Origin of the sequence: Actibacterium lipolyticum, assembly GCF_900184935.1 — a bacterium.
Lineage (GTDB): Bacteria > Pseudomonadota > Alphaproteobacteria > Rhodobacterales > Rhodobacteraceae > Actibacterium_A > Actibacterium_A lipolyticum.
Genome location: NZ_FXYE01000001.1, coordinates 1,364,283 through 1,383,800, shown reverse-complemented (window position 1 = coordinate 1,383,800; position 19,518 = coordinate 1,364,283). Strand labels below are relative to the sequence as shown.

The 19,518-nt window shown below is 56.2% G+C and carries 20 protein-coding genes, 3 pseudogenes and 1 riboswitch; of the genes and pseudogenes, 14 read left to right on the top strand and 9 right to left on the bottom strand.

The window, feature by feature from the left end; all coding sequences use genetic code 11:
- Positions 1-361 precede the first annotated feature (361 nt).
- Positions 362-1,105 (bottom strand): VPLPA-CTERM sorting domain-containing protein, encoded by a 744-nt coding sequence (locus COL8621_RS06895; protein WP_093966522.1) that lies wholly within the window; start codon positions 1,103-1,105, stop codon positions 362-364.
- A 211-nt stretch (positions 1,106-1,316) separates the two neighbouring features.
- Between COL8621_RS06895 and COL8621_RS19295 the strand changes: the two are divergent.
- Positions 1,317-1,667 (top strand): annotated as a pseudogene (locus COL8621_RS19295) (DUF932 domain-containing protein); the annotation flags it as partial.
- A gap of 122 nt (positions 1,668-1,789) precedes the next feature.
- Here the strand turns inward: COL8621_RS19295 and COL8621_RS06885 are convergent.
- Positions 1,790-2,188 carry a hypothetical protein gene (locus COL8621_RS06885; RefSeq protein WP_093966521.1) on the bottom strand — a complete coding sequence of 133 codons (399 nt, stop codon included), beginning with the start codon at positions 2,186-2,188 and terminating at the stop codon, positions 1,790-1,792.
- Positions 2,188-2,859, bottom strand: coding sequence for a hypothetical protein (locus COL8621_RS06880; protein WP_141137851.1), 672 nt, complete (start codon positions 2,857-2,859; stop codon positions 2,188-2,190). Before COL8621_RS06880 ends, COL8621_RS06885 begins: the two co-directional genes overlap by 1 nt.
- A gap of 322 nt (positions 2,860-3,181) precedes the next feature.
- On the opposite strand from COL8621_RS06880, the pseudogene COL8621_RS06875 reads away from it, so the two are divergent.
- The 5 genes and pseudogenes from COL8621_RS06875 to COL8621_RS06855 form a co-directional block, all read left to right on the top strand.
- Positions 3,182-3,592 (top strand): annotated as a pseudogene (locus COL8621_RS06875) (ParB/RepB/Spo0J family partition protein); the annotation flags it as partial.
- Positions 3,593-3,905: 313 nt separating this feature from the next.
- Entirely contained in the window at positions 3,906-4,163 is a 258-nt protein-coding gene (locus COL8621_RS06870; protein ID WP_235823758.1) for a hypothetical protein, read from the top strand.
- Between the two features lie 360 nt (positions 4,164-4,523).
- Positions 4,524-5,165 (top strand): hypothetical protein, encoded by a 642-nt coding sequence (locus COL8621_RS06865; protein ID WP_093966519.1) that lies wholly within the window; start codon positions 4,524-4,526, stop codon positions 5,163-5,165.
- The gene (locus COL8621_RS06860) at positions 5,137-5,574 is read left to right on the top strand and encodes a hypothetical protein (protein WP_093966518.1); all 438 of its coding nucleotides are present in this window, start codon (positions 5,137-5,139) and stop codon (positions 5,572-5,574) included. The genes COL8621_RS06865 and COL8621_RS06860 overlap by 29 nt, the downstream gene beginning before the upstream one ends.
- Complete coding sequence (locus COL8621_RS06855) at positions 5,568-6,668, top strand: hypothetical protein (protein WP_093966517.1); 1,101 nt, start codon at positions 5,568-5,570, stop codon at positions 6,666-6,668. The genes COL8621_RS06860 and COL8621_RS06855 overlap by 7 nt, the downstream gene beginning before the upstream one ends.
- A 29-nt stretch (positions 6,669-6,697) precedes the next feature.
- Here COL8621_RS06855 and COL8621_RS06850 read toward each other — a convergent pair.
- The 6 genes and pseudogenes from COL8621_RS06850 to COL8621_RS06825 form a co-directional block, all read right to left on the bottom strand.
- A pseudogene (locus COL8621_RS06850) lies at positions 6,698-7,918 on the bottom strand (IS3 family transposase).
- A 256-nt stretch (positions 7,919-8,174) separates the two neighbouring features.
- On the bottom strand, positions 8,175-8,834 hold the full coding sequence (locus tag COL8621_RS06845; protein ID WP_093966516.1) for an aspartate/glutamate racemase family protein: 660 nt from the start codon (positions 8,832-8,834) through the stop codon (positions 8,175-8,177).
- On the bottom strand, positions 8,834-9,670 hold the full coding sequence (locus tag COL8621_RS06840; RefSeq protein WP_093966515.1) for an ABC transporter permease: 837 nt from the start codon (positions 9,668-9,670) through the stop codon (positions 8,834-8,836). The genes COL8621_RS06845 and COL8621_RS06840 overlap by 1 nt, the downstream gene beginning before the upstream one ends.
- 1 nt (position 9,671) lies before the next feature.
- Positions 9,672-10,520, bottom strand: a complete 849-nt coding sequence (locus COL8621_RS06835; RefSeq protein WP_093966514.1) for an ABC transporter permease — start codon at positions 10,518-10,520, stop codon at positions 9,672-9,674.
- Positions 10,521-10,578: 58 nt separating this feature from the next.
- On the bottom strand, positions 10,579-11,844 hold the full coding sequence (locus tag COL8621_RS06830; RefSeq protein WP_176438444.1) for an ABC transporter substrate-binding protein: 1,266 nt from the start codon (positions 11,842-11,844) through the stop codon (positions 10,579-10,581).
- Between the two features lie 28 nt (positions 11,845-11,872).
- The gene (locus tag COL8621_RS06825) at positions 11,873-12,847 is read right to left on the bottom strand and encodes an ABC transporter ATP-binding protein (RefSeq protein WP_093966961.1); all 975 of its coding nucleotides are present in this window, start codon (positions 12,845-12,847) and stop codon (positions 11,873-11,875) included.
- A gap of 234 nt (positions 12,848-13,081) precedes the next feature.
- Here COL8621_RS06825 and COL8621_RS06820 point away from each other — a divergent pair, with 234 nt between their 5' ends.
- The 8 genes from COL8621_RS06820 to COL8621_RS19005 all read left to right on the top strand — a co-directional run bounded on the left by COL8621_RS06820 (position 13,082) and on the right by COL8621_RS19005 (position 19,472).
- Entirely contained in the window at positions 13,082-13,768 is a 687-nt protein-coding gene (locus COL8621_RS06820; protein WP_093966513.1) for a GntR family transcriptional regulator, read from the top strand.
- The gene (locus COL8621_RS06815) at positions 13,765-14,601 is read left to right on the top strand and encodes a GNAT family N-acetyltransferase (RefSeq protein WP_093966512.1); all 837 of its coding nucleotides are present in this window, start codon (positions 13,765-13,767) and stop codon (positions 14,599-14,601) included. Before COL8621_RS06820 ends, COL8621_RS06815 begins: the two co-directional genes overlap by 4 nt.
- A 145-nt stretch (positions 14,602-14,746) precedes the next feature.
- Positions 14,747-14,856, top strand: a riboswitch (guanidine-I (ykkC/yxkD leader).
- 96 nt (positions 14,857-14,952) lie between these two features.
- Positions 14,953-16,020, top strand: a complete 1,068-nt coding sequence (locus COL8621_RS06810; RefSeq protein WP_093966511.1) for a putative urea ABC transporter substrate-binding protein — start codon at positions 14,953-14,955, stop codon at positions 16,018-16,020.
- Between the two features lie 50 nt (positions 16,021-16,070).
- Positions 16,071-16,883, top strand: a complete 813-nt coding sequence (locus COL8621_RS06805) for an ABC transporter permease (protein ID WP_093966510.1) — start codon at positions 16,071-16,073, stop codon at positions 16,881-16,883.
- On the top strand, positions 16,880-17,635 hold the full coding sequence (locus COL8621_RS06800) for an ABC transporter ATP-binding protein (RefSeq protein ID WP_093966509.1): 756 nt from the start codon (positions 16,880-16,882) through the stop codon (positions 17,633-17,635). The genes COL8621_RS06805 and COL8621_RS06800 overlap by 4 nt, the downstream gene beginning before the upstream one ends.
- Entirely contained in the window at positions 17,628-18,884 is a 1,257-nt protein-coding gene (locus COL8621_RS06795; protein WP_176438443.1) for an agmatinase family protein, read from the top strand. The genes COL8621_RS06800 and COL8621_RS06795 overlap by 8 nt, the downstream gene beginning before the upstream one ends.
- Complete coding sequence (locus COL8621_RS06790) at positions 18,874-19,314, top strand: hypothetical protein (RefSeq protein WP_093966508.1); 441 nt, start codon at positions 18,874-18,876, stop codon at positions 19,312-19,314. The genes COL8621_RS06795 and COL8621_RS06790 overlap by 11 nt, the downstream gene beginning before the upstream one ends.
- Positions 19,311-19,472 (top strand): peptidase M23, encoded by a 162-nt coding sequence (locus COL8621_RS19005; protein ID WP_141137850.1) that lies wholly within the window; start codon positions 19,311-19,313, stop codon positions 19,470-19,472. Before COL8621_RS06790 ends, COL8621_RS19005 begins: the two co-directional genes overlap by 4 nt.
- The last annotated feature ends 46 nt before the right edge of the window (positions 19,473-19,518 follow it).

Below are 19,518 nucleotides of genomic sequence, written 5' to 3'. Positions count from 1 at the left end.
GGGCGGATATTGGGTTCGGTGGGATGAACCCAATTCTAAATTCCCAATTTTCTGGAATTTTTCCGAACACGCTTAAGGACTGGCCGCGCAGAAAAGCGCATGATTGGATCGTGGAAACAAACACGAAAAAATGCAAATGGAGAATCCAGCAATGGCTCTATTCATGACATTCATTTCATATCCGCAGAGAGCAAGAAAAGGTATGATCAGCCAGCCTGTCGACCGCCGCAAAGTCTTGGCGCCGATGATCGAAAAAATGGGCGGCAGGGAGACCTGCGCGATGGACAGGACGTGGCGTCAACATAGAAATCGCCGCGACATGGGGGCGCGGTGATCGGGTCGTGATACGGGTGCTGGGGCCTCAGGCGGTCTTGCGGCGACGCGCGAGGCCGAGCCCACCGAAAGCTGCCAACAGGAGCGGCAACGTCGCCGGCAACGGAACGGCCGAAACCGACGCAATGGCGTCTGTCACGCCATAGCGAATGATGTCGCCATTGCTTAGAAAGATACCATTTCGATCCCAGTAGTCGGGGTTGGCCGAAAGGAGGTCCTGCATTTCGCCAAGGTCGGGCAGCGCGGCACTACTGCTCAGCAGCGAAGGGTTGTTGATATCACCGAAACCCACACTCATTCCACTGTTACTCGCGCCATCTACCGTTGGACCGATCGACGAAGGGGCGGAGAGAAAGATGTCGGTTCTGTCGTCCTCGTTTTCCAGGTAGCGATAGTCGTCGGCCACATACAAGTATATGGTGCTGCGCCTCCCGATCCACTCATATTCACCGATCGAAAGCTCGAACGTTGTGGACGCGCCGAAGGGACCGGGCAAATAGTTGGTTCGTGATCCGCTGCCATCGACAAAATCGGGCCGCGTTGACCCCACGTAACCGGGGGACACAGCCACGGGTGTCAGGTCATACGTAAACTTGCCATGCACCGCATCGCCGACGGCGATCGAGGTCGTGGTGACCGGACCGCCGTTGTTTTTGAGTTCTACGACCTCCCCCCAGAATTCGACGGTTACCGTTTTGGCCTGTGCGGTGAGCGGCGCTGCTACGACCAAGCAAAACAGGGCTGTGACGCGGAGGAATGGAGTAAAAAGCATCTGGTGCCTCTTCAAAAGGTTTGAACTATTTTCAGCGTAAAACCAGAGCGGTGCACCAAAACAAAGGGTTGACTATATACATATTGGAGAAAGCGTCAAAGCAATTGCGGCTGCTGTGGCGCGGGGCTGCTCAGAGGAGAGCCATCGTTGGCATCGCCAAACATCACCTGCATGCCGCCGCTTCCCGACCACGAAAGACCACCGATCACCTATCCGGCATTCGAAATCCGCCGCCTCCCGCTTCGCCCACGAGGCTGCCCCGGCGCTCAGCCGCTTCGCCGAGTCCTCGCCCGCGCCCTTCATCGACAGCATCCGCGCGGCGCGGAAGAAGATCGTCGCACGGTCGGACTAGGACCGTCAGGACTTCCTCCGCAAGCGCAGGTTCTCGAAGGCGGAGACGGGGCGGATCGTCGAGACGGTTCTGGCCGAGGAAGGCCGCCCGCCCGAGAGCATCTTCGACTTCGTGCAGGGGATCACGGCAGTCGCCCGGTCCAAGCCGCAGCAGGATGCGCGGTTGGTGATGGAGGGGAAGGCGAAGGCGTTGCTGGAGGGAGCTGGCTAGGCTGGGTTGTCTAGAGGCGATCATAAATCATGGTCGCCTCACGACACCAGCCGCACTGCCCAGATCGCTACCAGCCTGCCCTACCGAAACTGACACCAAGTTTTGTACCATCTTTCAATGGCCTATTCCTTTCCAAAGAAATACCCAATCGAAAGGCCTACGATGCCGCCCAAATAGAGACCAACCTGCCGCATCAGGTCAATTCTATTGGCGACTAGGCCTCCGATTTGTTCGGAAAAAAGGACGGACCCTAGCATTGCGAGCATCACAATATTGTAAAGAACGGACATACCAATTGCTAGCGAACTTGCAGATGCTGGCGCGTTTGATGGCTCCCCCCTTTCGGCAAACCAAAAGGCGGCAATCGGTGTGAAAAACGGAAGATAAATCCCCGCAAGATCATCAAGAACCTCGGCGAAATCTTGGTTAATAATTATTCCGCGCCAAAGAAAAACCAAAAGCAACGCAAGGCTTAAGCTACTTCCGACAAACCAAATCCAAGTCATTAACAAACGAACCATTATCCGTCCTCACATGTCCGGAATTCAGCCGCTCGAATTCTATTAGGTTCAACACTTTCAATTGCTGAGCTCAACTGAAGATCAACTGAAGTCAAAAGAGGGGCTGAGTCAAACTCTTGATTTTGGTATGCTCGCCAAAGGCCACCGGAGCCCCGATGCTCAACATCAACAAACGAGGTCAGAGATGCGTTCGGCCCCTCTGCTACTGGAGCTTGCCTGTAGAGACATGCGTCTCCAGGCACTTGAACGTATTGGACAGTAGTCCCCGCACTAAAGCAACCGTAGATCTGGATACGGTACTGATGCCTCTCGTCGAGTGAAACATCGAAAGCGGACACCTCGAGGGAGAAATCGCTCAGCAAATCTTCATTAATCACAACCCAGTCCGTCCAAAAAATATTCGACTCGGCACCATCGCCCACTGCTGCGCATTCCGCAGACGGAGGGCGGCGAAAGATTTCCGGCTTATAAGAGAAGCCTAGCGCTTGAAGCGTATCCCTTATTGAGGCTTCGAAGTCGTCAATCGCATAGTACGAAAAAAAGAACGGAACATTAAATGACGCCATTCCCTGATCTGGAAAACAGTCCGCAAAAGGAAGTGTCTGAATCTCACCATCTGGCGTCAGAACAATTCCAGAAGCACAAGGGAAATCACCCTCGACTGGGTTCATCTTTGCAAACGCCGGCATTGACAGAGTCGAAGTGAGTAGAATGGTCAAGGATGCAAAAGACCGCGACACGAATTGATTACTCCCGTATGTTCATTAGATCGGTCCAGAGTAGATACACGTAGGTTTTCAAATTGCTTCGCCGGAAAGGGTATCAGATTGCGAAGCCTTCTCCAACTCCTGTATTGTCTTGCCAACGGTCGTTTATGAGATGCCGCTGATTGCTGCACATGACCCTATAGAGTGAGAGGTGTGCCGGGTCTTCCTTGACGGGTTTGGAGGTCGGGAGAGAGGCTCCCGGCTGGCCTGTCGCGGAGATATCCCGATGACCAAGCAACAAAAGATCACCCTCAGCGCATCGCGCGACATCCCCTTCAACAAGCTGACGCTCAGCCAGTCGAACGTGCGCCACGTCAAGGCGGGTGTGTCGATCGAGGAACTGGCGGAGGACATCGCGCGGCGGACGCTGCTCAGCTCCATCACCGCACGGCCCGTGCTGGATGAGAGCGGTGCCGAGACCGGCATGTACACGATCCCCGCCGGCGAGCGGCGGCTCCGGGCGCTGGAACTGCTCGTCAAGCAAAAGCGCATGAACAAGACCGCGCTGGTCCCCTGCATCGTGCGCACTGACGGGCTAGCCGAGGAGGACAGCCTCGCCGAGAACGTTCAGCGCGCGCCGCTGCACCCGCTCGATCAGTTCCGCGCCTTCCCGACGATGCGCGAGAGGGCGCTTTCGCTATTTGATTCCCAAAGCCGACATTAGGCAAACGGCAGAAAAGTCCTGCTCAGCGAACATCGGCGGACAAAACTGAACCAACAACGGTCGCTACCGCCGCCAACGGCTGGAATGAGTACCGAGCGGCCAGACCAATCCCGCGTTCGGCCAGTAAGTCGCGAACACGCCTAAAAGGCAACGAGTATCGAAGCGTTCGCCGATGCACCCTTGGCTTTCGGTTGCGGCGGCGAGCTAAAGTATTGACGAACGATACTTTTTCCCATCTAAACTGAAACAGTTGGCCAAAATAAAATTCAAAGAAGAAAGTTGAAAAATGAAAAAAACAGGAATGATTTTTGTCGGTTTGTTCGCACTTGCCGCTTGTGATGTCCCACCAATTGTATCTGACTACAACGGCGATAGCGTCACAATCGTCACCTCTTCATTCCAAAGCAGAGAAACTTCACTCCCAGCAGCTCAGGCGGAAGCCACCCGTATCTGTCAGACTGGCGGAAAAACACGTGCAGAATATGCTTCAACGCGGGCAAACCCAAATACCTATGAATACTTCAACTTGTTCCTTTGTTTGTAGCGCCTATGTAGCTTCGATCCGCCATAGTGGTAGTAAATCTGTGGCGGGTCTCACCAACGTTTCTATGGATGGGATGCTATCTTATCCAGTCGAAAGTCAGCTACCGCCGAAGGCACTTTTGATTTTTTACACTGAAACGAACGCCTGCTGTTTGCCCGTCGTCAGGGGTTCTGGAGCAGATGGCTGCCCGAACTAAGAGAGGGTGCCAGAACCCATGGGTTTTGTCGCTGGCGAAAAGGACCGTTTTGACGCATAGGTTCTGACAAGAGGTTTATGTCCGTCGTACCGCTGGGCGATCTTTGGTGCAAAATACTGCCACGTTAGGTAGAACCCTAACACGTCCATAGTGCGAGCGATACGATGAACCTATCCGCCTATCTCGCTGTGATATCGGGCATCATTGCCTATACCGCATTTTGCGGAAGCGTATTCCTGTCAGAGTACTATGGTAGCTTCGGAGTGCAACTCCAGTTTCTGGATATTACAACAGACCACTACCTAATCCGAGGCCTGGACGTATTACGCTACGATCTCGTTCTTCTCTTTGCGTTCGTCTTACTTTTTGCACTCGCGTTGTTCTCTCTAGCCCCGTTCTCTTTCCAAGTCCTCAAGATGAGGGTTCCAAAAACCGGCCCGTTTCTCGTCGCCCTGCCATTAATCGTGCTGTTTGTAGACGCCCGGATATCGAGTACAGCCCAAGCTGCCGCGGTCCGCGATATGTTTACGGATAGCACGGCACTCAGGAGGTTGGAGTGTTTGCGAACTGGTGATTCAGAGGCAGATAGCTGGGTCGCTAGCCTTGTGGCAGACGGGCAGAAGATGCTTGTGTTGTTCCGTTCGCAAGAGCAAGTTATTGTTTTCCGTGAACCGCCGTTTGCAGCGGAGCAACTTACCGTTGATACATACTACATTGTCATTCCGGCATCTTACGAGATGCGCACGTCGAGTGCTCATTCTGAGCCACATTCTTCCGATGACCACCTTGAGTGCTTCAGCCGATAGCGTTCACTTAGCTGGCAGCACTTATCAGGGACGTGTGGTGTCCATATCAGATGGCGTCATCACTTTTGACCCTGCCTGCAAGGGCGATCATGTGACAGTAGAGATCGAGGTCGGGTTCAAGTTGGTGATAGACGGCACTTGCGGACAAGTTGCCCCACCAGCACTCGGCGGCTCTCGAGACTGTGCCGAGAACGTGAAGTATCCAGGAAACTTCGCATTTCATCTGACTTATTCAGGCACAGACGGTGTTTCTGACGGCATCACAGTCGTCGAGAACCTCTCGTACGACGGGATCAAGATGCAAGTAGGGTCGAGCGAGACCGTTACTAATCTACCCTTCTCTACAATTTCTGTGGTGATCGTCTTGCCCGACTATTGCTTTAAAAATGATTGGAACCAAACATGGTAGGAACTATACAAAGAATTTTGAGTTTTGTGATCGGGTTGGTTGCTTGTCTTACCTTCGCGGCTAGCGGAAGAACAGAAGCAGCTGCGTCGTTCGAGATAGGTGATTCCTATGGTAGGGCCTATATCATTGTTGCTGATGAAAACGGGCCGTATATTATGCTCACCTGCGATCTTGGTTTTCGCACTGAGAACTACGCCGACAACGACCGTGAGGAAAATCGACTAACTGAGCCTCCGTTTTCAGCTTACCTGCGCACGGAGAGGTTCTTTGCGCTCAATCAAGTCGACGACACACTTCTGCGTTTCCGGTTTCGGGTCGGAGGCAAAACTTACGAGGCGTTTGCCAGTCGTCTAGGGGCCCAATACACATTCTGGACGAAAGTCAGCCTTCCGTTCGAAGGAATGCGAAACCTCTACAAAATCAAGTCGAGCGTTGATGTCTTCGAGATACTGGATCTTCCGGGATCGGAGAAATTTTTGGTCGATTTCCGTTCGGATCCTGCGCAAGCGGTTGCGGAACGGGTATCTGAGATGTGCCGACAGGAGAAACAAAACCGGTATGAAGACTATCTTGCGGCGGCGGGCACTGTGATTGATGCGAGGCTTACCACATGGGATGGCGAACCGGCCCTCGCGCTGTCATTCTATCGGGAAGACTCTACGCTGCGTTTCATTTGCCAAGAGAACACCATGCCGAGAGTCTCGTTCACTCCTGCAGATGTTAATTTCTTTCGTGTTGATCGTGCGGCTGCGGTTTATGATTTTGGCATGCCTGAGGCCGAGCCGCTGTCATCGGGCGCACTGGGCTTGAGTTTCCATATCCCGAGTCGCAGCCCAGGAGAAACTTCTAGGATTGGCAATGCAGCTACGGCAATAGCCTTGGCGAGGGAAAGCACCGAAGATGCCGGAACCTGGCAAATGCGGGTTGTTAGGACCGAGCCGGAAGTGTTGTATGAGATGCTCACCGGATGGGACTTTGTAGAAGTGATGTCTGATGTATCTATAGGGGCTTCGAGTGGCATAGCGCGTTTCGCGCTTCAAGGGATACGTTCCTCATCGATTGCAGACTTGGTAAAAGAACATTGCGCAGCTTAAATGAAGAACTATGAGGTGCCCCTAGTTTCCTAGACACCTGCCTTTTTCAGTTTGTGCTGTCTGGTTTCGAAGTCAACGGGCGACAGCATGCCGTTGTTCGTGTGCTTGCGCTTTGGGTTGTAGAACAGCTCGATGTATTCGAACATGTCCCGTCTTGCATCGTCGCGTGTCGGGTATGTTCGTCGCCTGCCCCTTTCCCGTTTCAGCAGTTGGAAGAAGCTTTCAGCGACCGCGTTGTCATGGCAGTTGCCTCGCCGGCTCATGCTGGGTGCCAGATTGTGTTGGCGCAGGAACAGCTGCCATTCACGACTGGTGAATTGCGAACCTTGGTCGGAGTGTACTGTGACGCGACTGCCGGGTTTTCGTCGCCAGACGGCCATCAGCAAGGCCTGCAAAGCTAGATCAGTGGTCATACGCGATTGCACAGACCAACCGACTAAGCGGCGTGAGAACAGGTCGATGACGACGCATAGGTACAGCCAGCCCTCATGGGTCTTGATGTAGGTGATATCAATGACCCAAACCTGCTCGGGCGCGGATGCCTGGAATTGTTGCTCCAGCCTGTTCTCGGCAACCATCGCTGGCTTGCCACCATAGCGCCAGGTCTGCGCTTGTAACCAACCTGTGCGGCGATCCCAGCCAGCCGCGCCACCCGGTTCTCGGAAATCCGTTCACCCTGGTCACGCAGATCGTCGGTCAGCTTGCGATAGCCATCCACCTTGCCGCTGTCGGCCCAGGCCTGCCGGATCAACTCCGTCTGGCGCACATCTTCCTGCGCACGCTGGCTTAACGGCTCCTTAAGCCATGCATAGAAGCCGGAGAAATGGACCCGCAGCACCCGGCACATGCCCCGGATGCTGAACTCCTCGCGATGTGCCCTCCCTCTCGTCGATTGCTTCGCAATCAACTGCCGGGCAGTGGATCAAGGCGTACTTCATTGGGACCCTCGCGCAAAGTACACCGTTGCGTTCGTCGGGGAAACGCCCCACCGGGGCCTTTCCTAATCCTCCTTATTTTAAGATATCGCGCTCCTAAGTCACGCGGGCCAACTCGCGCTTTAACCGTCGGTTCTCGGGTTCATGATCCACGCCAGGCTTTGGCTCCGGATCCCCGAACAGCTTCATCCATTTGTAAAGAGAATGCGTGCTGACGCCCAAACGCCGGGATACCTCCCGAACAGGATAACCCCGCACCGGAATCTGATGCACCGCGTCCCGCTTGAACGCGTCGCTGTAATTGCTTGTCCCCATGTCAGCCTCCTCGCCTCACAGTTAGGGGGCAAGGCGTCTACAAATCTAGGGGCACCTCACTGACGACCTTTTCGCCAAGGCTCTTCGTTGTCTTTCTCATCGTCCACTCCTCGGTGGTGACGACGAGCCAGAAACCCTCCCTTAGCAAATTGCCCTAAATGGACCCATAAGCGCTGACCTCAGACAGATTTGGCAGCGTAAAACCAAGCCCCGACAGGCGGAGTTGGTTTCTTAAAGCCTAGCTTTGAAAATTAGATCACGATGCCTGATAGTTCAGCATTGATGTGCTGAGGCAAACGGATGCTCTTATCCCTTCGATCAGCACAACATCTGCACGCGACTTCAGGTCATCGTATAGCGCGGCCATTCCGGCACAGCCTAGAATCACCGCCGTCGCCCCGTCCGCCTGATGCGCTTGCGAAACCTCATCCGCAAGACGGGCGCGGGTTTGCTCGCCCCCCTCTTCGATGGTTAACACCGGCAAGCCGCTTGCCCGGACCGACGCGCAGCGACTGGCATGACCCAGCGCCAAGATATTCTCTTTGATCACAGGGATAGATACGGGCAGCGACGTCACGACCGAAAAGCGATGCCCCAACAAACCGGCCATCGCATATGATGCTTGCCCGATCCCAATGACCGGACAATCCGCCTTGTCCCGCATCTGTTCCAGCCCGGTATCGTCAAAACACGCAATCACGACCGCATCCGCGCGCTGCGCTTGCGCAGATGAAAGCCCAGCCAGCAACCCAACAACGGCCGCGTCCCCGTCTGCTGGCCCTTCAATCGCGGGCGGACCGTCAAGGTTCGTCCACCCCTCAACCTCAACGCCCGATGGGCTTGCCGCGCGCGCCACGCCGAGGATGCTGTCTGTCATTGCTTGGGTGGCGTTCGGGTTCATGAAAAGAATCCGCATCAAACGCCCTTCCCTGCGTCAGAGCCGAACCGCGCCCGCCGCTTGGACAACGCCCAGACCGTCAAAAGGAACACCGCGATGATCAACAGTGAAAACAACGTTGTCAGCGTCCCAAGCGCATAGATCACTGGCGTCGTGACATTGGTCGTCATCCCGAAAATTTCGAGTGGCAAGGTGTTGTACGACCCCGCCGTCAAAAGCGTGCGGGCAAATTCATCATATGACAGCGTAAAGCCGAACAGCGCCACGCCGATCAGCGACGGCGCGATTATCGGCAGCACCACAAACCGGATCGTTTGCCACGCGGTTGCGCCTTGGTCGCGGGCGGCCTCTTCATAGCTTTTGTCAAAGCGGTTGAAGACGGCGAACATGATCAAAAGGCCGAAGGGTAAGGTCCACGTTAGCTGACTGCCGAAACCGGATGTCGCCCAGTGTACCTTTAGCCCCAACTGGTTGAAAATCAGGCCCACCCCCAAAGAAATCAGGATCGACGGAATGACCAGCGATGTGATCGCAAGGTAAAACAGAATGCCCGAACCGGCGAACCGTTTGCGAAATGCCAGCCCCGCCATGACCGAAATCAGCACAGTCGTGACCATCACCATAAGCCCCAGCACGAAAGAACGGCGGAAAGAGCCCCAGATGTCGCCGACGGCCTGAACCTCGAACAAATCGCGGAACCAGTGCAGGGAAACCCCGTTCATCGGAAAGGTCAGCCCCCCTTGCGGGCCTTGGAAAGACAGGATGCCGATGGTCAGCGTCGGGCCGTAAAGGAACAGCAGGAACAGGCAGAAAAACGCGGCAAGGACATAGAAAGAGCGTGGGCGGCTTTCCATCTTAAAGCTCCTTTCGAATGTTCACGAACCGCATCAGGATCGCGATAACGATCAGCACGGTGCACAGCAGAACAACAGCGGTGGCGGCGGCCGACGGGTATTGCAGCAGTGCGATGTCGTTGGAAATCAACCGACCGACGTTCGCCTTTTGCGACCCCGACATAAAGCGCACGGTGATGAAATCGCCCATCACCAGTGTAACCACGAAGATCGTGCCGATCATGATGCCGGGTTTTGTCAGCGGAATGATCACGTGGCGCAGTGTTTGAAACCCGCTGGCCCCACCGTCGCGCGCGGCCTCTAGCAGGGATTTGTCGATCCGCATCATCGTGTTGAAGATCGGGACAACCATGAACAGCGTGTAAAGATGGACAAACGCAAGGATAACCGAGAAATCTGAATACAGCAGCCAATCCAGCGGCGCATCAATCACACCCCACGAAATTAGGGTTTGGTTGGCAATTCCGTTGCGCCCCAGAAACGGGATCCACGAAATCATGCGGATGATGTTCGATGTCCAAAATGGGATCGTACACAACAGGAAAAGCGCGATTTGGATCGGCTGACTTCGAATGTGAAAGGCAAGGAAATAGGCCACCGTAAAACCGATAACCAAGGTAAAGGCCCAGGTGATCAGCGCGTATTTGAACGTGGCCAAGAACACCTTGTAAGTGACTGGCGAGCCGAACAAAAACTCATAGTTATCGAACTGAAATGCCGGATAGATCGAAAATTCGGTCGCACCCCAAAAACTGACGATTACGATCATGATGATCGGGGCCACCAAGAACCCCATAAGGATCAGTGACAAGGGCGTAACTTGAAGCCAGGCAATCAGGGATCGGGGCATTTTTGCTCTTTTCTGGAAAAAGGTGCTGTGGGGGCGTTTGCCCCCACAACTCAGGTCATCACGCAGCGATGAACTCGTTCCATTTGCGAACCATGTATTGGTTTTCGTCCATGACAGCGTTCCAACAGGCAACCGCGCCCATCCGGTCATAGAACGAACCGCCATCACGGGTTTCGCCTGCCTTGGCCAAAACGTCGCCGAATGGGTTAGTGATTTCGTCGCTGGCCTCTTTGCCCTCGAACCAATAGCCCCACTCGTTCTCTGACATGTAGTTTTTGGAGGTTTCAGGCACAGCCGAATAATAACCCTGACGCATCAGGAACCCGCCGACCCAGCCGTCCAGATACCAGTTGATGTATTCATAGGCCGCGTCCAGCTCCATCCCCGACAGGGATTTCGACAGACCAATGCCCCCACCCCAGCTGCGATAGCCTTCTTCCAGCGGTTGATAGACGCATGGAATTCCGCGCGATTTTACGGCCGTAATCGCAGGCGACCACATCGACTGAATGACCACCTCGCCCGAGGCCATAAGGTTCACGCTTTCATCGAATGACTTCCAGAAGGCGCGGAACTGGCCGTTTTTCTTTGCTTCGGTAAAGATCGCGAAGGTCGCGTCGATCTCTTCCTTGGTCATGTTGCCTTTGTCGGCATACTGAATTTCGCCCATGGATTCACAGACCATCGCCATATCCATGATCCCGATCGACGAAATATCAAGGATCGACGCCTTGCCCTTGAATTCGGGGTTCAGCAGTTCGGACCAGTTGTTGATCGGACGACCGATCAAGTCGGGACGGATGCCCAGCGTATCGGCGTTATAGATGGTTGGGATCAGGGTCATCCAACCGGTCTCTTCAGAGGCAAACTTGGTGGCGCCCGGCCCATCAACGAAACCAACGCTGTGTGGCGCGGTGCCCTGTGCGATCTCACTTTCAGGTGTCAGTTTGCCGGAACGGAAGATGCCAACGATCTTGTCATAGTTCTTGATCTTGCTGGTATCCATCGCCTGCAAGTTGCCGGTCGGCCAGACCTTTTTACAGATCCAGTATTCGATATCGGCGATGTCAAAACTGTCAGGCTGTGTTGCCGCGCGTTGGGTTACGCTGTCGGAATCCAGCGCAGTCATTTCCAGCGAAAAGCCAAGGTCTTCCTTAACCTTTGCGGCGACCTCGTTCAGGTTCGAAACCCCGGTGCCGAACTGGCGTAGTGTGATATCTTTGATTTCCTGCGCCCAAATCATTGGGGCAGACAGTGTGGATGCCGCTGCGGCTGCTGCGCCGCCTTTCAGGATCGCACGGCGGCTGTAACGCATTTTGGACATTGTAATATTCCCTATTGTTCGTGGTTGATTAAGCTTGGAGGCGGTGCAACCGCCCCTCGTCCCAGGCAAGGTTGACCGCGTCACCCGGATTTTTTGGTGAATTGAAAAACTTGGCTTCGGGGACCAGTGCCAGCACTTCTTCCCCCGCCTCTGTCATGGCCGTCAGGGCCACATGCGCGCCCTGATATTCAACGCCTGCAACCGTGGCCGCCAAACCTGTGGCCCCAAGGCGTACCTCATCCGCTCGCAACGCAACCTTGGCCCCATTGAACGAGATGACGTTGTGCCCCCCCATAAAGCGGGCCACAAATTCGGTTCGGGGGGCATTGAACACCTCGCGCGCGGGGCCGGCTTGTTCGATCACGGCGTTGTTCATCACCACCATCTGATCAGCCAAAGCCAAAGCTTCGTCTTGGCCGTGGGTGACATGGATGAAGGTAATTCCAAGTTCACGCTGAAGGCGCTTCAACTCTGACCGCATGCGAACACGCAGGAACGGGTCCAGCGCCGAAAGCGGCTCATCCAGCAACAAAACCTTGGGTTCCGTGATCAGCGCACGCGCCAAGGCGACGCGCTGCTGTTGCCCACCGGAAAGCTGCGCTGGCAGACGGTCGGCGTATTCGCCCATATCCACCAGCTCTAGCAACTCGTTCGCTTTGGCGTCGCGCGTTGGCTTATCGACCCCTTTCATGCGAAGCGAAAAGCCAACGTTGTCGCGCACTGTCAGATGCGGAAACAGCGCATAACTTTGGAACATCATCGCTGTGCCGCGTTTCGCCGGTGGCAGGTACGACACATCCTGACCGTCCAAGACAATGGACCCGTCCGAAACGCTTTCGTGCCCGGCAATCATCCGCAGGGTTGACGATTTCCCGCATCCCGACGGCCCCAAAAGGCAGACATAGCTGCCCGCGCTAAACACATAGTTCAAATCCCGCACCGCCACGGTGTCCCCGTAGCGTTTGGTAAGGTGAACCAATTCAAGATCGTAACCTGTTCGCATTCCCACCCCATGTGCTTGCTGCATTCAGGTTCGATTAGAATTTCCCGTTAAGGGCAGTGTTTTGATGCTTTCCCCCTGCCATTTTCACAGATTGCCCGAAGTTTGTGCGTCCGCAGCAATGCTGTGCGCAATTTTAGCCACAATATTGTATACAATCTGATCACTTATCATTAACGAAGCCCACGACTTGCCGATCCCGTCCGGCCAAAGCAGAATCAACGGCAGGAGTTGGTGATGAATAAGATGCAGGTAAAAACAGGTACGGCCGAAACGGTTGCTGCGGCGTTGGAACAAGCGATCCATGAACATCGCCTGCCCCCCGGCATGAAACTGGGCGAAGATGAACTGGCAGATGTTTACCGCGTCAGCCGCACAATCGTGCGGGCGGCCCTGCAAAGCCTTGCCCACAACCGCCTTATCGAACTGAAACGCAACCGCGGCGCGTTTGTCGCCCAGCCAACGGTGGCCGAAGCCCGTGAGGTGTTTGAGGCCCGCGCACTTCTTGAACCACGTACCGCCCGATCCGCAGCTGAACGCATGACAGAGGCAGACATCACCGCGTTGCAGGCACATATAGATGCTGAACACGCGGCGATTGACGATGGCGAAAGCGGGCGTGCCTTGTATCTTTCCGGCCTATTCCACATCGAAATCGCGCGGATCGCCGATCAGAAAACCATTGCCGATCTGATCAATCAGTTGATCTCTCGCTCCTCGCTGATCATCGCGCTTTATTGGCAACGTCGCGCGGCGCTGTGCGAAAGCCATGCCCACCATGCCCTGATAGAGGCGTTCCGCGATCGCGACGGGGACTTGGCCGAAGAGCTGATGAAAAGCCACCTGCTTGATCTGGTCACATCACTTGACCTTAGATCGCGAAAATCGGTCCCATCTTCCCTGCACGAGGCGCTTCGCAAATGACCGTGACGTTCCACACCGCGACCTTCACCGATGTTGAGACGATGCTTAAATGGGCCGCCGCCGAAGGATGGAACCCCGGGCTGGACGATGCCGCCGCGTTTCTAGGGGCCGATGGCGAAGGGTTCTTTGTGGCCAAAGAGAACGGAGAAATGGTCGCCGGTATTTCGGTTGTGAACCACAATGATGAAATGTCGTTTCTGGGTCTTTACCTGTGTTTGCCCGCGCATCGCGGCAAGGGCATTGGGTACGACCTTTGGCAACATGCCATTGCCCACGCTGGGGACCGCTGCATCGGATTGGATGGCGTGGCTGAACAGCAAAGCAACTATGCCCGGTCCGGTTTTGTTAGAACCGGCACAACGACGCGCTTTGATGGCCCCCTGCCCGAAACCAACATCGACAGCGTGCGTGACATTGATCTGAGCAACGATATTGCGACCATCGCGCAGTTGGACGGCATCGCCAACGGATACTTACGGCCCAGCTTCTTGTCTGGCTGGATCATGGGCACGCCCACCCGCAAAACCGTGGTGTATGAGGTCAGTGGCGAAATCAAAGGTTTCGCCACTGCGCGGCAGTGTCACGATGGCTGCAAAATCGGGCCCATCATCGCGGACAACGTCGATGCGGCCTGTGCCCTGATGTCAGCCGCCGGGCGGGCCGTTGGTGTTGATCGGGCAAGCATTGACTTGCCGTCCAACCAGCCCGAATTCGCGCAGCGCCTGACCGAACACGGGTTCACCCCCAGCTTTGAAACCGCCCGCATGTATCGCGGCACGCCGCCGGTTCAGGGCGACACACTGTTCGCCGTTTCAACACGCGAAGTAGGCTAACTCGGCCCCTGTTTTTACCGCTTGGTTGATCTCATCTTAGGCAACTTCGCGAATTCGTGCGTATTTTTTAGCCATTCACCGCCCGCCCCGCACCAACCAAGACGGCCCTGTTGACGCAAAGACCGTTCCGAAAGTCCAATCAAAGGCGCAGGAAGCTTAGGGTTCCGCTGCCCCATGCGGCAGGTCTGGTCCAAGAAGCTTCACCCACGTGGCAAATTCCGCGCGGGCACACGGCGGGCCAAAATCCCGGGAGATTACTGCGCAGGTTTTGCCCGCGCCTTTTCTCTTTGTTCCGCCAGCGGGGCGTAAACCACGACCAAAAATCGGCGGGACGCTTGAACGGGGAAAGTCATGACTAAATCAAAGCTTCTTACCGCTTCGGCGCTCTCGCTGGGCGTTCTTGCCTCGGCCCTTACACCTGCCATGGCCGAGGAAAAGACAGACTTCAAACTTGCGTGGTCCATCTATGTCGGCTGGATGCCGTGGGGGTATTTGGAAGACAGCGGCATCATGGACAAGTGGGCCGACAAATACGGCATCACTGTCGATATCGTGCAAATCAACGACTATGTGGAATCCATCAACCAATACACAGCCGGCGCGTTTGATGGGGTGTCGGCCACGAATATGGACACGCTTTCGATCCCGTCCGGGGGCGGCGTTGACACGACCGCGCTGATCATCGGCGATTACTCCAACGGCAACGACGCCGTTATCCTCAAGGGCGAAGGCACGCTGGCCGATCTGAATGGCAAGCCGGTGAACTTGGTCGAACTGTCGGTGTCTCACTATCTGCTTGCGCGCGGTTTGGATACTGTCGACCTGTCCGAAGGTGATCTGGACGGCGTCATCAACACATCCGACGCGGATATGATCGCGGCCTATGCGTCTGGCGATGTAGAGGCCGTGGTGACATGGAACCCGTTGGTGTCGGAAATCCTTGGGTCAAACCCAGACGCGACCAACGTCTTTGACAGCTCTATGATACCCGGTGAAATCCTTGACCTGATGGTGGTGAACACCGAAACGCTGGCCGACAATCCGGCCTTCGGAAAAGCCGTGGTTGGCGCATGGTACGAGGTAATGTCGCTTATGGCGGCCGGTGACGAGGCCGCGTTGACGGCAATGGCCGAAGCATCGGGCACCGACCTTGACGGATACAAAGCGCAGCTTGCAGCGACCGAGATGTTCTTTGACCCTGCCGCCGCCGTGGCCCAAGCCGCATCTGGCGAATTGCCTGCAACGATGACCTCTGTCGCCGAATTCCTGTTCGACAAAGGCATCTTGGGCGAAGGCGCGCCAAGTGCTGATTTCGTCGGCATCGCCTACCCTGATGGGTCAACCTCGGGTGATGCTGGCAACGTCAAATTCCGCTTTGACGCCACCTATATGCAGATGGCCGCTGACGGCGCGCTGTAACGGCAAACGGGCGCGGCGTTTGCCGTGCCCACGCTTTCGCGGGGGCGTTCATGCGGCATATCAATCGAAAACCTGATCGTTCGACGGGCGTGTTTCTTGCCGCGCTGCCGTTTGTTTTGGTTGTGATCGCCTATGCGGTCGGATCCGAAATGCGGCTAAGCGTGAACCCACAGGACAAACTGCTGCCCGCCCCTTCGACCATTTGGGATACGGCTGTTCGCCTGTTCACCCAAGGGGACCGACGCACCGGTGATATCCTGCTGTGGAAAGATACCTGGGCCTCGCTGACACGGTTGTTGGGCGGGGTCGGCATTGCGGCGGCCATCTCTCTTTCGTTGGGGATGTTGATTGGGTTGTTCCCCTATGCCCGCAAGACATTCGCGGGTTTTGTGGCCGTGCTGTCGATGGTACCGCCGCTGGCCCTGCTGCCGATCCTGTTCATCGTCTTCGGCCTTGGGGAACTGTCCAAGGTGGTGCTGATCGTCATCGGCATCACACCCATCATGACCCGCGATCTGGCGCAGCGCGTGCTGGACATCCCGCATGAACAAATCGTCAAGGCGCAAACTTTGGGCGCATCCAGCGGGGTCATCGCCTTGCGCGTCGCCTTGCCACAAATCCTGCCCCGGTTGATCTCCAACATCCGGCTCTCTCTCGGCTCTGCATGGCTGTTTCTGATCGCGGCCGAGGCTGTCGCCTCAGACGTTGGCCTTGGCTATCGCATTTTCCTGGTCCGCCGGTATTTGGCGATGGACGTGATCCTAACCTACGTCATCTGGATTACCCTGCTGGCATTCCTGATCGACTGGGCGTTGAAGACCCTGTCACGCAAATCATTCCCATGGATGGAGGCCGGGCTATGAGCTTTGTTTCCGTCACCGATGTCTGGCAATCCTACGGCGACCGTTCGATCCTTGAACGTGTGAACGTCGAGGTCGATGAGGGCGAATTCATCTCTATCGTCGGGGCGTCGGGCTGTGGCAAATCCACCTTCCTGCGGATGCTGCTGGCCGAAGAAACCCCGGTGCGTGGTGAAATCCGTATCGATGGTGGTGAACCCGCGTCTGAACCGAACCGCGAACGCGGCGTGGTGTTCCAGCGCTATTCGGTCTTTCCGCATCTGACAGTCCGCAACAACATTCTGGCGGGCGAAGGTTTCGCCACGCGCTGGGGCCGCCTGCGGGGTGCCGCCCGGCGCGCGGGGCTGGAACGCGCCGATGCAATGCTGGCCCGGATCGGGCTGAACCACGTCGCCGACCAATACCCGGCAAGCCTGTCGGGCGGGATGCAACAACGCCTTGCCATCGGCCAAGCCATGGCCGCGAAACCACGGGTGTTGTTGCTGGATGAACCTTTCGGCGCGCTGGACCCCGGCACCCGGATCGCGATGCACGAATTCCTGATGGAGCTGAAAGCCGAAACCGGCATGACCGTCTTCATGGTCACCCACGACCTAGAAGAAGGGTTCAAGCTGGGCGACCGAGTTCTGGTCTTCGACAAGCCCCGTTGGGACCCGCACGACCCCGGCGCCTATGGCGCGACAATCACCTACGATTTTGATGCCCGCGATGGCGGCATCCCGTTTCAACATCTGAAGGAGGCAGAGGATGTTTAACGAACCTCGCGGGCGCTCACGCTCGCACCACCCGGTTGACCAACTGGCACAGCAGGCAAACCGCGAAAAGCGCGGCCACCACCCAGACCTGACAAAGCTCGCAGGCTGGCGCGCCATGCAGAAAGAGGCCGACCTGCCCGAAGGCCGCTGGGACGAAGAACGCCGTTGGGCCCTGCGTATGGGCCTGACGGGTGCCGAAAGCATCGAGGATAAATCGATCCCCACCTTCGCGCGTGGAGAGCTTCCGCATTTCGCGGGCATCAACACCTTCCTGAAAGCCCCCTATGCCGAAGATGTGTTGGAGGTCGCAGACTATGATGCCACCGTTCTGGGCATCCCCTTTGATGGCGGCACGACCTACCGCCCCGGCACGCGGTTTGGCCCGCAAGGGCTGCGCAAAATCTCCGCCCTCTACACGCCCTATAACTATGAAATCGGCGTGGACCTGCGCGAACAGATGACGCTGTGCGACGCGGGCGATGTGTTCACCATCCCGGCCAATATCGAAAAGAGCTTTGACCAGATCAGCCGAGCGGTCAGCCATGTATTCTCCTCTGGCTCTCTGCCGATCATGATTGGCGGCGATCATTCCATCGGGTTCCCATGCGTGCGTGGCATCGCACAATGCACATCAAAGAAAATCGGCATCGTGCATTTCGACCGCCACGCCGACATTCAGGAAAAGGATCTGGATGAACGGATGCATACCACCCCGTGGTTCCATTCCACCAACCTTCCCAACGTGCCAGCCAAGAACCTTGTCCAAATCGGCATCGGTGGCTGGCAGGTCCCGCGCGAGGCGGTGAAGGTTGCGCGCGAGCGTGAAACCAACATCATCACCATGGGCGATATGGAAAAGATGGGCGTCGATAAGACCATCGAAATGGCGCTGGAAATGGCGTGGGATGGGGTTGACATGGTCTATATGTCCTTCGACATCGACAGTATCGATTGCGGCTTTGTCCCCGGTACCGGCTGGCCTGAACCCGGCGGCTTCCTTCCGCGCGAGGCTTTGGCGCTTGCCTCTGGCATCGCGGCCGAAGGTATCTGTGGGATGGAGCTGGTAGAGGTTTCGCCGCCCTATGACACGTCCGACATTACGGCGTTGATGGGCACCCGCGTGATCGTGGATGTGTTGGGCGCGCTGGTGTCCAACGGCAAACTGGGCGCGCACAAGAAGTTTATCGATAAGCCAGTTTCGATCCCACACGGCGAATTCAGCGGAAAGCGGTGGTCCAATGCCACATGATCACCCACACGACCACCACCATCATCACGGCGAAGGGCATAACCACGCCCATGGCGACCACCTGCACAGCCACATGCACCACCACGACGATGCGGCGGACCTTCAGGTGCTGGCGACCCAGTTCATCGACGGCTTCATTCAGGCAAGTGATAAGACGAGCTATCTGAAACTTGCCGGGGTCCCGTTTGAACGCCCTGCCAAGGATGGCGCAAAGGCGCTGAAACTGATCGATGTAGAGCTGAAAACCGATTGGCAGGTCGGTACGGCCTCGCCCTCGTTCGGATCACGCGAGCTTAGCTATCTGCCCTTCCCCGGAGAGATGGTTCGCGAGCGCACCAACATGTCGCTGATCTATGTCTCGATGGATGAAAAATCGACGCTGGATATCCGCGACTTCCTTTATCAACGCAAACAGGAGATTGAAAAATGACCCGCCTGCCCGCCGTAATCGCCGCCACCCTTTTGGCATCCCCCGCGCTGGCCCATGGGGGGCCGCACCTGCACCCGCACGGTGCCGAAATTTCGGTCGCAGCGCTGTTTGCCATCAGTCTGGGGCTGTATCTGGCCTTCAAGATCGCCAAGCGTTGATGGACGAATAACAGTCAAATCATCCGCGCGGCCGAAGTCTCAAACG